The following is a 14,691-nucleotide window of genomic DNA, read 5'->3' on the forward strand; positions in this document are numbered from 1 at the left end:
TCAGTTATCCGTGCATATTTTGGCAACTAAACTAAGTAAATAACCCATATTTCGCACTCTTCTGGATAAGGACATAAATTCTTTTGGAGTGGATAATTTCTTGACTAATTGATATCAAAAAGATTTTAGTGGACTAAATTTATTCATACATCGAATAAAAAATACTGATTTTGGCTCGAATTTATGTCCTCTCTACAAAATACTGTTCATTTGACGTGGACATGCGAAATATGGGTAAATAAGTTGAATTTTAGTAAATTTCTATTCTTTAAAAAATATAATTTCTGGGAGGATTATTTTAAACGACGGCGAAAAAGGTTTATGGTAGAAAATTTACTACCATAAACCTTTATAAGTAGCAAATTAACGACAATAAGGAGTGGTTAATCATGTCAAGAAAACTGAAAATTTTAGTTATTGGTGACGCTATGATTTTAGGTAGCGAGTTCAAACAGGCCGCAGAGAAGTATTTAAGCAATTTCATCGGGGAAGTGAAAGTAGGAGATTGGGAGACTGATTGGCAAAAACTTCAGAACAGGCGCCTTGAGGTTGAAAAAAAGGGACCCGAGATTGAAGAGGTAGATGCTCTGATTCAGTCTGAAGGAAAGGATGCCGAATTATTGGCAGGCCTATTTGTCCCCATTTCCTCCAAGGTCTTTGATGCTATGCCTAAACTGCGTATTGTCGGCGTGTCCCGCGCTGGCTTGGAAAATGTAAACGTGAAAGAGGCAACCAAGAGGGGGATTTTGGTATTCAACATTGAAGGCCGTAATGCTGAAGCAGTATCTGATTTTACGGTCGGTTTGATGCTTGCGGAATGCCGTAATATCGCGAGAGCCCATTATTCTATTAAAAACGGGGGTTGGCGTAAAGAATTCTCGAATTCCGATTGGGTTCCTGAACTCAAGGGCAAAAAAGTAGGTCTTGTTGGCTTTGGGTATATTGGTAGGCTGGTTGCACAAAAACTTTCGGGATTTGGTGTTACCCGTTTAGTGTATGATCCTTTTGTGGATGAAGAAACCATTAGGGGAGCGGGGTGCATACCGGTCGATAAGGAGACTTTATTCAAGGAAAGTGACTTTATTAGTCTTCATGCTCGTCTGAGTGAGAGCACCAAAAACCTGGTCGGTGAAAAAGAAATTTCTCTAATGAAGCCAACAGCCTATCTGATCAATACTGCGCGCGCTGGGTTGGTAGACGAAAACGCATTACTTGCGGCCTTGCGAGAAAAGAGAATTGCAGGAGCAGGTCTGGATGTGTTTAACTTCGAGCCGCTTAAGCCTGATAGTGAGTTTTTAAAACTTGATAATGTAACGTTGACTACCCATATCGCGGGCACAACCAAAGAAGCTCTCACACGTTCTCCGGAAATTCTTATGGAAGACATCTCTAAATTTCTTAGTGGACAAAAGCCGCGATTTATTATTAACCGGGAAGTGTTGGAAATGCCGGAATTTAAAAACTGGCTGGCGGGTGTTCAACAATGATGGTGAATTTTTCCTCAATACTTCAAGAAGCGCGCCGTAACCGATATGCCATTGGTTCATTTAATGTCTATAATTACGAGACAATCCGGGGGGTAATTGAAGCCGCCCGGGAAATGAAAGTCCCGACTATTGTAGCTTTTGGCGAAAATTATCTGCCGAACATGGAAATGGAGGAAGTTGTAGCCTTAGTCGGCACTATGGCTAAAAAAGCGGACGTTCCCATAGTCTTGCACCTTGATCATTGTAAGTCTTTTCAAAATATCGTCAGAGCCATCCGTGCCGGTTTTACGTCAGTAATGTATGATGGATCTGCTTTGCCTTTCGAAGAAAACATGCAGAAGACGGCGCAGATTGTTGCTATTGCCCATGCAGCTGGGGTAAGCGTTGAAGCTGAACTGGGAGCTTTGGCAAGCGGTGAATTTACCAATGAAGAAGCAGCAGAAGAAATATACACTGATCCCAGGCAGGCCCAGAAGTTTGTGTCCGCTACTGGAATCGACGCTTTGGCTGTTTCAATTGGAACAGTCCATGGGATGTATAAGGGAACTCCTAAGATTGATATTGGTGTGTTAAAAAACATTGCTAGCTTGGTAGATATCCCACTTGTATTGCATGGAGGATCAGGGACTCCAGAAGCGATTGTGCGTGAATGCATTCAGAACGGTATCGCCAAAATTAACGTGAATACCGAGATATCCGTACACACGATTGAGAATGTAAGGAAACTGCTTGCTGAAGGTAAAAATTATCATTTATCGCAAGTGTCCCTACGAGAAGTCGGATTTATAAAAGAAGTCGTAATAAAGTATGCGACAATGTTTCGTTCGACCTAAAATTAACGATACATGTGATTGGGACAATCCAAATCCTCAGGATTTGGATTAAGGAAAATTTTCACAATAGTCTTAAAAATACCATTAAGAAACGGGGTGAGAGCATTGGAATACATATTGATTATTGATGTTGGCACTTCAAGCCTAAAGGCTATGCTTTACAATAGTACCGGCAATATGTTGTACCGTGCGTCGAAAGAGTACCATTCTGAATATGGCAGTAATAACTATGTTGAGCAGAACCCGCTTACCTGGAAAGAGGCGCTGTTGTTTACACTTAAACAATCAGGCCAATATATTATAGAGAAAAACATTCGTTTGGAAGCCATTGCAGTCACTTCGCAGCGAGCGTCGGTTATACCTGTTGACGCCAATGGATTGCCGCTGCACAATGCGATCATGTGGCAAGACAAGAGAAGTATAGCTCAATGCGAGCAACTGCTCGATCAATTGAGTCTCACGGAAATCTACCACCGTACAGGATTAAGGGCAAATCCTTATTTTTCGGCTCCGAAGATGATGTGGCTCAAGGATGAAAGCCCGGAGATTTACGTTAAGGCCAACAAATTGCTAGGTGTTCAGGACTATGTCGTTTACCTGCTGACCGGCTTGTATATTACCGACTGGACTCAAGCTTGCCGGACCATGTTGATGAATATCAACACTTTCGCCTGGGACGAGGATATGCTGAAAATAAGCGGCATTTCGGCGTCAAAGCTGCCTGATCTTTGCCCGCCTGGATCGCGAGTCGGATTCCTAGATAGTGGTATCGCCAGTGCTACTGGACTACCCTCGGGGATACCGGTAATCATCGGCGGCGGAGATCAGCAGTGTGCGGCGCTGGCGCTAAATATTCTGCAGCCGGGGTATGCTGAGGCAAATACCGGAACTGGGTCGTTCGTTATTGCCTATTCCGAAGCACCCCAGTTCGATGACCAGTGCCGGACTCTTTGCAGCGCAGCTGCCATTCCCGGCAAGTGGATTGTGGAAGCGGGGATCTTTAATACCGGGTCGATTCACCGATGGTTCAAAGAACAGTTTTATCCAGCTGGTGAGGATGTTTATGCGTTGATGAACGAGGAAGCGGCGGAATCTCCGGTAGGAGCAAACGGTGTGATGATGCTGTCTCATTTTGAAGGTAGTGCCGCTCCATATTGGAATCCGCTGGCCAAAGGGTTATTCTTCAACCTGTCGCTGGGAACTCGCCGTGGCGATTTGGTACGGGCCATACTTGAAGGAATAGCCCTAGAGATTGCCCACAATATTTCGTTGATCGAGAATCTGGTAAAAAATATATCGGTTATAAGCGTGGCCGGGGGATTGGTGGCATTTAATCTTTTTAATCAAATTCAGGCCGATGCTTTCAATAAAACGGTTATCCGTTACGACAATAACGAGGCATCTTCCCTGGGGGCACTAATGAGTGCATTAATCACTCTGGGTGTTTACCGAGATTATACCGAAGCTTTTCGTGCGGTAAGCCCCGCTGAACCGATTATTTTTATGCCCGATGCTATCAACGTGGAAAAATATCAAAGGCTATTTAAACGCAAGGACGAATTGTATCAAGCTCTTAATCAGCACAAGATCTACGAGTTATTCCGTAATTCCGTTTAATATCGAATAACCCAGAAATGATGCGCCCCAATATTAGATCATTACTGTGTTAGTAAAGCCGCGTTCAATTTTTTTATTTTAAAAAATTCAAGAAAAGGAGAGAGGGTAATGGGTACTACTGCAGCACTTATGCTGGTGCTATTTGCGGCTATTGGGTTAATTATATTTTTGATCATGAAAGTCCGTCTGCACGCATTCGTAACTTTAATCGTGGCTTGTATGTTCGTAGGTTTTGCCACTGGTATGCCGTTGGCCAAAATCGGTGCATCCATTGAGGCGGGTATGGGGAGTACACTGGGTTTTTTAGCAACTATTTTGGGACTTGGTACCATTCTCGGGAAGATGCTCGAGGTCTCGCGCGGGGCGGAGCGGCTGGCACGTACCCTTATTAATGTTCTGGGCAAGCAAAGAGCTGGATGGGCCATGATGATCGTTGGTTTTATCGCCGGTATACCAGTGTTTTTTCAAGTCGGTTTTGTATTATTGATTCCTCTGGTGTTCAGTGTTGCCGTCGAGACAGGGCTATCGATGGTTGCCATCGGTATTCCTATGGCCGTTTCATTGATAACGGTTCACTGTATCTTGCCGCCGCATCCCGCGGCCATGGCTATTGCCGGATCGTTAAAAGCCGATGTTGGTCGGATAATTATGTACGGCATTATCGTGGGGTTCCCGGCGGCTATCATCGCTGGGCCACTATGGGCTAATCTGGTTGGTAATAAATTTGAGTTTAAGTTGCCAGACCATCTTCAAAAGAGAGAACGGGTGTCAGATAATGAAATGCCTTCTTTCGGTATTACCCTTTTTACAGTCCTGCTACCATTATTAATCATGGTTTCGAAAACAATTATTGAGCTTAACGCTCCGAAAAACGCGCCCTATATGTCCGCTGTAAACTTCATCGGCAACCCAGTCACCGCACTACTCATCTCTGCTTTGTTCGCTTATTATACTTTAGGGCTGGCACGTGGGTTTAGTATGAAACAGATACTATCCTTTACCGACCAGTGTTTTGGCCCTGTCGCAGGAATATTGCTGGTTATCGGTGGCGGCGGCGCTTTCAACAAAGTGCTTATCGACAGCGGCTTAGGAAACGAATTGGCCAAAGTGCTTACCGGGCTGTCTATGAATCCCATAATTTTGGCCTGGCTTGTGGCAGTGGTAATGCGGTTTTCGGTAGGATCGGCCACGGTTGCCATGATGACAGCTGTCGGTATTGTAATGCCGGTGCTCAAAGCTTATCCCGGACTTGATCCAGCTCTTATTGCAGTGGCCATTGGCGCTGGTGCTATCAGTTTCTCCCATGTAAATGATTCAGGGTTCTGGATCGTTAAAGAGTTTTTTGGTCTGTCGGTTACCGATACGTTAAAAGCATATACCTCAGCAACCTGTATTGCCGCGGTAGTTGCGCTTGTAGCGACGCTCGCATTGGCTAATATAGTCTGATTGGTGATACCGGAATTGTAATAAGGATCTAACTCAAGACATGTGAAAAGAGCGGGTTTACCGCTCTTTTCATAATTTAGGGCAATTTTTAAAAATTTTGTAGTTCATCATTGAATAGTTGACTAGTATAACGAAAGTAGTTATTATGTCGTTGAACAAAAAATTTTACCTAGAGTTCGGATTGAGGAGGATTTTTTTGAACAACCTTTTTTCCCATATACGCACAAAATATCATACTTTATCTCCAACACAAAAACAAATTGCTGATTTTGTGCTAAAAAATTCTGAGGAAGTGATGTTGCTTTCGATAAGCGATTTTGCCGAAAGGTGTAACACCAGTGAGACTACCATTTTAAGATTTTTGCGTAAATTGGGTTTTGACTCTTACCAGGTTTTTCGGGTTAGAATAGCCCAAGATGCGTCCAACCAACCTGCGCAGGCGATCTACGAAGAAATACAGGCTAATGACTCTTTAGAACAGATTAGGCAAAAAGTAATTACTTCGACAGTGAATTCAATTCAGGATCTCAATAACTTGATTAGCACAGAAACTATTGAACGCGTTTGCGAATTAATGATAAACGCGGATCAAATACTATTTTTTGGTGTTGGGGCTTCGTCTGCTATCGCCATGGATGCTTTTCATAAGTTCATAAGGTTGGGTTTAAAGGCTGCTTATCTCAGTGACACTCATTATATGAGTATCGCTTGCAACAATACTACTTGTAATTCAGTAGTTTTCGCAGTTAGTCATTCGGGAGAAAGTAGGGATATTTTAGACGCGGTAGATTTAGCTAAAGATAACAAGGCTAATATAATAGCACTTACGAGTTATGCTCATTCATCTTTGGCCAAGAGAGCTCAATACAGTTTACTTAGCTCTTCTAATGAAACCAAATACCGCTCTGATGCAATGGTTTCGCGCATATTACAGTTGGTGATTGTTGATATTCTTTATGTGACACTAGTTTTAAAATTAGGACAGTCTGCAGTCGAAAGTGTTAATCGGGCTCGGCTTGCAGTCGCCAAAAAGAAGGTATAATTGTTTTAAACAATAGGAGATGTTGAAAATGAAGGTACAAATTATTGAGCATCCTTTAGTCCAGCATAAATTAACGCTTTTACGGGACAAAAATACTGGCACTAAAGAATTCCGCGAATTGTTAGATGAAATTGCGTTATTGATGGGGTATGAATTAACACGCAATTTGCCGTTGCAGGATGTTGAGATTGAAACTCCGGTAGCAAAATGTTTTTGCAAGATGTTGACAGGTAAGAAGATTGGTTTTATACCAGTATTGAGAGCAGGCTTGGGTATGGTTAACGGACTTTTGAAACTTATTCCAGCGGCAAAGGTAGGCCATATAGGCTTATATCGCGACCCTGATACACTAACACCTATTGAATATTATTGTAAATTGCCAAGCGATACTGCTGAGCGCGAGCTTATTATCGTGGATCCTATGCTGGCTACTGGGGAGTCCCTAGTAGCGGCTATCGATTTGTTAAAGCGGCATGGTGCCAAAGACATTAAATTGATCTGTCTGGTGGCTGCGCCGGAAGGTGTCTTGTTGATCAATCAGAAGCATCCTGACGTGAAAATTTTTACGGCAGCAGTCGATGATTATTTGAATGATCATGGTTATATCGTACCGGGCCTTGGTGATGCCGGAGATCGTATTTTCGGTACAAAATAGTATAAAAAAACGAACAGCAGGCAAAAGCCTATCGGCGCTTTTGCCTACTGAATTTTTGGGGTGGCGGCAACTTTTTTCTTAAATGTTTCCGCTCATATTTTTTCTATCTAAATTGCAATAGCAAATGCAACAGTACTGAGGGGCGTTACAACCTTTAGCAATTGCTAGATGTTGCTGCTTACACTAATTGACCCTACCCTGCTCAAAATAAGTGACCGCAAGTTTGGCTCACTTTGTTTGGCCGAACCACATGGTTCGGCCAAACAATATAGTTCAAACCGCAAACTCATTTTCGATGACCACTTTTATCATATGGTCGTCGATTAGCCGTTTTTGCCCCAAGGCGGCATGGAGCAGGCTTGCCTGGCATACATTGTTCACTTTTCTGGCTATGCCGCCAGAATACTCATATATGACATCAATAGCAGCGTCGGTAAAGATCGCGCCGGTTGCTCCCGCTATTTTCAGGTGATGTAGTATATACTCTTGTGTTTCGGCTCGATCCATTGCTGGTAAATGGTATCTGATGTTTATCCGTTGGGCAATAGCCTCGTAGATATTTAGCTGCAATATCCGCCTTAACTCAGGTTGGCCGGTAAGAATTAGACTCATCGGACTCATCGAGTCCATGTTAAAGTTCAACAAAAACCTTATCTCTTCCAGCATCTCTTTACCTAAGAGATGGGCCTCGTCGACAATAACTACCGGAACTTTACCCTGTTCTTTTAGTTCAAGCACGGCCTTGTGCAGTTGACGCTTGGCATCGCCGCGGTAGAACCGTGGTTCGTAGTCTAGCTGCCTGAGCGCTTCCCAGTAAAAGTTGCGAGGCGTTAACGCCGAGTCGCTGATGTATAAGGCTTTGTATTTATTAGGGTTTAACAATGCCACCAGTTTTCGCAATGCTGTCGTCTTACCGGCGCCGACTTCGCCGGTTATAAGGCCAAAACATTTTTTCTCGGCAATGTATTTTAAGCGGGATACCATTTCCGCATGAGCCGGTGTGGTAAATAGGTCTTTTACCGCTAAGTCCCGTTGAAAGGGGGTTTTGTGAAAAGCGAAAAACGCCTCAAACACTGTCATCACCTCCGCCCAATTGGCGGTAAGCAATGGCGCCTAAACGCATTTTTCGTCTGGCAATGGCCTTCTGCTCCAATACAGCTAGTAAACGCGATGGTTTGGCTGAAGCAGTCCTGTCAGGTTGGCCGGCATCTTCTTTGGGTTTAGCGCTGCTTGTTTCGCTTATGATTAGTTCGCGGGCCAAGCAGTGTTTCCGGCCGTTATGCCATATTTCAATTTCGGCAAGGTCAAAGGGATCATAGCGCACATCTACGGTTTTACCAATGAGGTCGATGCCTGCCTCATAGATCTTGCCGCACAGCTTAAGACAGCCTGTTTTATCCACCCGGCGGGTTTCTTCCCATAAGAATGCCTCCCGGCATTCTTCAAGTGTAGCGAACCGAATGGGGTTTACATCGCTTTGAAACCGCTCGGCCGGCGTTTGTCCGTCAAGCGCGCTGTGCGGCCGGTGGTTATAGCCTTCTTCTACCCATGCGGCAAAGGCTTTGTTTAATTCTTCAAGTGTTTTGGGCTGGCTTAAGCTCACTTCAGCCAGAAATTCTTCCACGGTGCGGTTAAAACGCTCGATTTTCCCTTTGGCCTCAGGACTGTACGGTGCTGCCGTGATGTGGCGTATGCCCAGTTTAGCAGAGGCCAGTCGGAACCAGCGGGAAATGAAGATTTTGCCGTTGTCGATGTAAACACCTTCCGGTATGCCGCGTTTTAAGATGGCTTTACGAAAACAGTCTTCGAGAACCGCCAGCTTTTGCTCAAGATAAAACTGACCATGGCAAATAAGCCGGCTGGCGTCGTCGATAAAAGCGACTAAATAGGTTCGCAGCTTCTTCTGCGGATTTTGGGGATGCACTATGTATGGACCATACTTAATATCTGCCTGCCAAAGTTTATTACGGTGCTCTTTTTGAAATCGCCTGCTACCGGTGCCGCTTGATTTAGCACGCCGGGTCAAACCAAGCCGGGCCAAATGCCGCGCCAAGGTAGAACGGGCTATTTCCCCGGGTTTAATCGTCTTTTCGCCAACAAGAATGTCGAGAACGCGAAGGGTGCTGCGCTCAGGTAGTTCTTCTTTTAATTTAGCCGCGTGCTTAAAAACGTCATCCGGTATTTTTCGGCGTTTTCCCTTATCGCTGCGCGTTTGGGGCAGAAGCCCGGCAAAGCCCTGCTTACGGTAAGCGGCAAGATAGCGCCTGAGGGTACGGTCGGAGATGGTAGTGCTGGCCAGAATTTCACGTCGCCGCCGACGACGCTCGGCAGCGTCCAGCCCTTCGGCCAAAAGCGGCGCGATTAGCGAAAATCTTGCCAGCGCTTTCTCCCGTACATCATCAAAACAATCCATACCGACAACCTCCTTATGCCTGTGGTAATATTTGGCTATACCATACCACGGCGGAAGGAGCGGTCACAGAGCAACATATGTGGATTTTACAAAAAAACTATTGTTTGGTCGGAAGTAACATAAATGTTGGCTAATCCCATCTCTGAACTGGCCGCTGACGAACCAAGCAGGGAAAGTGCCGCTAAGAATTGCTGCCAATGGTTTAAGCTGCTGCCGGTGGCTATCAGTCTTGCTGCGCGGTCGTAAAGCCTGATGGCCATACTGTTTAAAAGCCCAATTACGGTATTGACTTTGACTTTAAAAGCATAAACCCAGCGTTTGACGGTACTTACATCACAATACTTTGAAGCTTTTTCCACCGGTATAGTCCGATCAAGCACCCTGCTGACAGCTTCTTCAATGTCGGGGAGGGCATAGTGACGGTATGGGGCGATGAAATCTGGTAAAATGGCATGGGTACGACCACAGTGGCAACATTTAACACGATAGACGGTAATGACAAACGTCTCACAGCCCCAAGTCAAGCTGCGCCGATACGCACCATGCCGGACAAGGCTTGGTGTCTGACAGGCAGGACATAACAGCGTGGCAGGATCCAGCTTGTACAAAAAATTTTGAATATAGTCCTTTACTGAATGGCCAAGATAGAGTATAATCAAATTGCCTTTTTGGAAAGCCTTCGGTAAAGGGTTTGAGTGCCACCTCAAGGGGCCCTTGCCGAAGGCTTTTCCATTTCCTCCGTTTTCAGAATTAATCGGATTTTCGACAATTGATTGCCATATTCCTATTTGGCCAGTGATTTTGAGCAGGTTTAGGTCAAAAAATATGAGCGGAAACAGCTAGACATGGGGATTAATTTTAAAAGCAGGAGGTAATGCGATGTCGCCGCATTGCCTCCTTTTTATTAGTCGGCATGGGCGCCATCTATATGGTTGAAAGTTGTGAGCACGGGCTAAAGCAATAAGGTATAGCGGGCAAAGCAGGAAATTATTTTTACAATAATGAAAATTAAATATAATAGCTTGTGCGAAGTGCCTATCATTAACTTGCCGGGAGATGGAACAATGCAGCCGGTAGTACTACTGCGAAGCAAATTGAATATGCCGAAATTGGATAATGATGTTATTTTGCGAACAGCATTAAAAGCAAAACTGGCAGACTTGGACAAGTATCCGGTTACTGTTGTATCGGCCGGTGCAGGTTATGGAAAAACTACTGCTCTAGTACAAGCGTTAACGCAAATGTCTGTCCCTTGTGGTTGGTATAATCCCGGTCCGGAGGATGATAATGTTTATATATTTTCCGCTTACTTAGCCGGTGCATTAGAACCTTTGGCCCCGGGAATTACCAACTGGTATCTTAACAATATAGCGCAAGAGGAGAAGTTCGACTGGAAAAAGGCTTTTCAACTCCTCATGGCTGGTCTCGAGGATCGGGAAGAACAGGAACTCAGGCCGGGGATATTGGTAGTAGACGATTGGCATTTTGTCCAAACCGAGCCGGAAATTAGGCTGTTTTTTGATCGCTTTCTCGCCTGTCGGCGGCCAACGCTGCACGTTGTTATTTTGTCACGGGAAAAAATCAACTTGCCTGAGATTGACCGGTTGCGAGCTAAAGGAAAAGTATTGGAATTTTCTGAGCAAGATTTGGCCTTTAGTTATCAAGAGATACACCAATTTATAAATAATTTTTTGCCTGTCACGTTTACTCAGCAAGAGGTTGAACAAATCTATAAGCATACAGAAGGTTGGATTATCGCTATTAGGCTAATCCTCAATTCATTAGCGAATAAACCCAAACAAAATATTTTATCCCAGGCTGAGTATGAAAATATGGAAATCCTGTTTGAATATTTGGCTCATGATGTCTTGGTCCGCCAGCCTGAGCCGCTGCAAATGTTTTTGCTTAAATCATCTATTTTAGAATCTTTTCATGCGCAAATGTGTCAGGAAATATTAGGTGATGAATTTAGCTACGACTTGTTGGCGCTTGTTCGTAAACGCGGCTTATTTTTATCAGAAATTGATAAAGGGATATACCGTTACCATAACCTATTCCGCGAGTTTTTGCGGCGGGAAGCTAGCAAAAGGGTGCCGGACTTACAAACGATCCATGTTAAAGCCGGCGATTATTATCTTCGGCATGGCGAGGAAGAACAAGCACTGTATCATCTAATATTAGGCAAACAGTGGGATAAAGCAGTAGCGATTTTACGGAAAATTAGCCGGAATTTGGTGTATAGTGGCAGGGGACGGGTTTTGTGCGGCTATTTGCAGCAATTGCCAGCAATGGAGCACATTCACCCGGATATTATTATGGCGTTAGGCGATGAGGCAAGGTTTGCTTGCAATTACAAAAAAGCAATTGGGCTTTATGAGCAAGCGGCTGCAAACTACAGTGAAGCTAACGATTTTACCGGGGTAAGTAATGCTTACCGCGGGATTGGCGAAACCTATTTAGATATTATTCAACCGTTACAAGCGCAGCTATATTTACGCCGGGCTTATAAAGCCCTGACGGCAGAGCAAGGCAAAGAAAAAGCGGCTATCTTAGGGTTAATGGCGGAGAATATGATAAACCGTGGTAACCCTCGGCGGGCGGAAAGATATCGAAGGCTGGCCAGGGAGTTCAACTTTGAGGATAAAAATAATTTGGAGGCCCGTATTTTGTTGCGTACCGGGCGCATATACGACGCAATTAAAGTAGTTGAACGGCAGCTTTCACGGGAAAAAAGTTACCATATACCATGTTCATTCCGAGAAAGTTCCTTAATATTATCGCTATGCTATGCTTATAGCGGGCAACCTGATAAGGCTTTAGCGACAGCGAAGGAAGGCATAAGGGTCGGGGAGAAGTTACGTTCGCCATTTATAACGGCCGTTGGCTATATTCGGCTGGCTCACGCCTTGCTGATCCAGCTGCCCCGCGATAAAGAACAATGTTGGTTAGCTTATCAGAAGGGGTTGGATATTGGGAGTAAGCTGGATATACTACGGAGTCGGACGGAAGTTTTACAAGGCCAATGTTTATTACATGCCCTGGAAAATGATTGGTCAGCAGCGAAAAGTTGCGGTCACAGTGGCGTAAAAATTACCGAACAAGTCCAAGACCGGTGGTTTACCGCCGTACTCTACCATACCTTGGGAATGAGCGCGGCAATTTGTCAACAGTTTACTGAAGCTAAAGCATATTTGCAGGCAGCAAACCGCTTGTTTCACAGGTGTGGCGATAACTTTGGCAAAGCGGCGGGAGCGTGGTGGCTTGCTTATATAGCATTGCATCGGCAGCAGCCCGAAGAGTTTCAAGTCGCGTTTCACTCTTTGTTATCGCTCTGTAATACGTTTGGCTATCATTTTCTGTTAGAACGGCCTACACTGTTAGGGGATATAACCGGTTTTACAAGTAAACCCTTTTTTAATGAAGCAGTCAGATTGGGGCTTTTGACGGAAGAACAATCGGCACAGACAGCACCAACTTTTAAGGATACTCGGCCCGGTTTTTCCACGACGTTGCGCATTCAAGCCTTGGGTTCGCTGAAAGTTTGGCGTGATGGTCGGGAGATAGTGCGGTCAGACTGGCGGCGGGAAAGTTCGCGCCATTTGTTTTGCCTGCTCCTTACGGCCAGGCACGCGGGGCTTCACAAAGAAACGATCATGTCTTATTTATGGCCAGAAGCTGATTACGAAGCAGCTGCAAGGAACTTCAAAGTAACGTTGCATAACCTAATGAATATATTGGAACCTGCTAGGCAGCCGCGTAAGCCCTCCAGCTTTATTCAACGCCAAGGTGCGGTTTATCAATGGAATTTGACGGCTAATTTCTGGTTGGACGTTGATGAATTTGAACATGCGATAATGCAGGCAATGAACATAGTCTATCAGCAACCGTGCGAAGCTGAGCTTCTGCTGCGCAAAAGCATAGCTTTATATCGCGGCGACTATCTAGAGGGCGAGCAGGAACTTGAACTGTACACAGCTGAACGTGAACGATTAGTTGGTCTATATATAAAAGCGGCAGAGCTAATGGCTAAATTGTGTATTCGCCAACAGCGCTATGAGGAGGCTTTAAATTGGACAGATGTCATCGTTAAGAAGGATAAGTGCTGGGAAAAAGCCTACCAGATCAAAATGTGGTGTTATGGGAAAATGAAAAATCCCGTGATGGTCGCCAGAACCTACAAGAAGTGTTGTGAGACCCTGCGCGAAGAACTGGCGGTCAAGCCGTCTTATAAAACAACAGAAATCTATCGCAAATTTACTGACTAGGCAAGGCCCTTTCGGTGTCGAAGGGCTTTTTTATTTTGTAACTGGTTTGTGACCAGACAGTAACAAGTAGAAACTAGAATAAAAGAAAGCGGAAAATTAAGACAGTTAGGGGGAGATGTTGTGTTTGCTAAGGTAAATGGAATTAACCTTTATTATGAGGACCAAGGACAAGGGCCAGCATTGGTGTTTATTCACGGCCTGGGCGAAAACGCCAGCTCCTGGAAACGGCAAATCGAATTTTTTAGTAAGTCTTTCCGCACGATAGTCGTAGACTTGCGCGGTCATGGCCGCAGTGATGACGGGGCCGAGTTCATTACGATGGACATCTTGGCCAAAGATGTTTTGGCGTTGTTAGATCAGTTAGGCATTGAAAAAGCGCACTTCGTAGGGCATTCCATGGGTGGTTTGATAAACCAAGAAATTGCTGCTCACAATTTGCACCGTATGCTGACAATGACGCTCAGCGATGCTGCTGGCTATTATCCACCGCCGCTGGGGACCACCGGCTTAGAAGAAAGGCTCAAAAGAATTGATACGCTAAGCATGGAGGAAGTAGCTGAGGCCATTACGAACAGCGCTTGCCGTCCCGAGGCGCCGGAATGGCTTAAGGTCGAGGTGCGGCAAATGTTTGCGGCTAATCGTAAGCAGCCTTACCGCCAAGCGACCATTTCGACTTTAAAAGCCGATTATCGGCAATACCACGCGCGTATGAAGGTACCTACGTTATTGCTTGTTGGCCAGTTTGACAAGACTACCCCGCTAAGCTATGCGCAATTTCTCAACGAAGCCATTATCGGCTCAAAACTGCAAATTATTCCGGATGCTGCCCATATGACGAAAGTCGAAAACCCGGCTGTTTATAATCGGGCTTTAGCCGAGTTTTTAGCTCCCTATGAGCCAAACGCGGCACTGCCGTTATTAAGATAGCAGGAG

At 44.9% G+C, this 14,691-nt stretch carries 11 protein-coding genes; 8 read left to right on the top strand and 3 right to left on the bottom strand.

The window, feature by feature from the left end:
• Positions 1 to 389 precede the first annotated feature (389 nt).
• The 6 genes from TCARDRAFT_RS00760 (at position 390) to upp (ending at position 7,080) form a co-directional block, all read left to right on the top strand.
• Positions 390 to 1,487 (top strand): 2-hydroxyacid dehydrogenase, encoded by a 1,098-nt coding sequence (locus TCARDRAFT_RS00760; RefSeq protein WP_007288095.1) that lies wholly within the window; start codon positions 390 to 392, stop codon positions 1,485 to 1,487.
• A complete protein-coding gene (locus tag TCARDRAFT_RS00765; protein WP_007288096.1) occupies positions 1,484 to 2,320 on the top strand; it encodes a class II fructose-bisphosphate aldolase in 837 nt (278 codons plus the stop codon). The genes TCARDRAFT_RS00760 and TCARDRAFT_RS00765 overlap by 4 nt, the downstream gene beginning before the upstream one ends.
• A 96-nt stretch (positions 2,321 to 2,416) precedes the next feature.
• Entirely contained in the window at positions 2,417 to 3,937 is a 1,521-nt protein-coding gene (locus TCARDRAFT_RS00770; protein ID WP_408643034.1) for an FGGY-family carbohydrate kinase, read from the top strand.
• A 108-nt stretch (positions 3,938 to 4,045) separates the two neighbouring features.
• Positions 4,046 to 5,383: a GntT/GntP/DsdX family permease gene (locus TCARDRAFT_RS00775; RefSeq protein WP_007288098.1), complete on the top strand. Its 1,338-nt coding sequence runs from the start codon at positions 4,046 to 4,048 to the stop codon at positions 5,381 to 5,383.
• Positions 5,384 to 5,579: 196 nt separating this feature from the next.
• Positions 5,580 to 6,425 (top strand): MurR/RpiR family transcriptional regulator, encoded by an 846-nt coding sequence (locus tag TCARDRAFT_RS00780; protein WP_007288099.1) that lies wholly within the window; start codon positions 5,580 to 5,582, stop codon positions 6,423 to 6,425.
• A gap of 28 nt (positions 6,426 to 6,453) precedes the next feature.
• On the top strand, positions 6,454 to 7,080 hold the full coding sequence (gene upp / locus TCARDRAFT_RS00785) for a uracil phosphoribosyltransferase (RefSeq protein WP_007288100.1): 627 nt from the start codon (positions 6,454 to 6,456) through the stop codon (positions 7,078 to 7,080).
• 273 nt (positions 7,081 to 7,353) lie between these two features.
• Here upp and TCARDRAFT_RS00790 read toward each other — a convergent pair whose 3' ends face one another.
• From TCARDRAFT_RS00790 to TCARDRAFT_RS14455, 3 genes are all read right to left on the bottom strand, one after another.
• Complete coding sequence (locus tag TCARDRAFT_RS00790) at positions 7,354 to 8,154, bottom strand: ExeA family protein (protein WP_007288101.1); 801 nt, start codon at positions 8,152 to 8,154, stop codon at positions 7,354 to 7,356.
• Positions 8,147 to 9,493 carry an IS481 family transposase gene (locus TCARDRAFT_RS00795; protein WP_007288102.1) on the bottom strand — a complete coding sequence of 449 codons (1,347 nt, stop codon included), beginning with the start codon at positions 9,491 to 9,493 and terminating at the stop codon, positions 8,147 to 8,149. The genes TCARDRAFT_RS00790 and TCARDRAFT_RS00795 overlap by 8 nt, the downstream gene beginning before the upstream one ends.
• An 86-nt stretch (positions 9,494 to 9,579) precedes the next feature.
• Positions 9,580 to 10,101, bottom strand: coding sequence for a DUF6431 domain-containing protein (locus TCARDRAFT_RS14455; RefSeq protein ID WP_156784611.1), 522 nt, complete (start codon positions 10,099 to 10,101; stop codon positions 9,580 to 9,582).
• Between the two features lie 978 nt (positions 10,102 to 11,079).
• On the opposite strand from TCARDRAFT_RS14455, the gene TCARDRAFT_RS00805 reads away from it, so the two are divergent.
• Together TCARDRAFT_RS00805 and TCARDRAFT_RS14460 are read left to right on the top strand one after the other, a co-directional pair.
• Positions 11,080 to 13,758 carry a BTAD domain-containing putative transcriptional regulator gene (locus TCARDRAFT_RS00805; RefSeq protein WP_198003870.1) on the top strand — a complete coding sequence of 893 codons (2,679 nt, stop codon included), beginning with the start codon at positions 11,080 to 11,082 and terminating at the stop codon, positions 13,756 to 13,758.
• A gap of 120 nt (positions 13,759 to 13,878) precedes the next feature.
• Positions 13,879 to 14,685, top strand: a complete 807-nt coding sequence (locus TCARDRAFT_RS14460; protein ID WP_007288104.1) for an alpha/beta fold hydrolase — start codon at positions 13,879 to 13,881, stop codon at positions 14,683 to 14,685.
• Positions 14,686 to 14,691 lie beyond the last annotated feature (6 nt).

Origin of the sequence: Thermosinus carboxydivorans Nor1, from assembly GCF_000169155.1 — a bacterium.
GTDB lineage: Bacteria > Bacillota > Negativicutes > Sporomusales > Thermosinaceae > Thermosinus > Thermosinus carboxydivorans.

Coding starts and splice junctions, on each gene's coding strand:
- TCARDRAFT_RS00760 (WP_007288095.1), top strand. CDS start 390: ATGTCAAGAAAACTGAAAATTTTAGTTATTGGTGACGCTATGATTTTA.
- TCARDRAFT_RS00795 (WP_007288102.1), bottom strand. CDS start 9,493: ATGGATTGTTTTGATGATGTACGGGAGAAAGCGCTGGCAAGATTTTCG.
- TCARDRAFT_RS00765 (WP_007288096.1), top strand. CDS start 1,484: ATGATGGTGAATTTTTCCTCAATACTTCAAGAAGCGCGCCGTAACCGA.
- TCARDRAFT_RS00775 (WP_007288098.1), top strand. CDS start 4,046: ATGGGTACTACTGCAGCACTTATGCTGGTGCTATTTGCGGCTATTGGG.
- upp (WP_007288100.1), top strand. CDS start 6,454: ATGAAGGTACAAATTATTGAGCATCCTTTAGTCCAGCATAAATTAACG.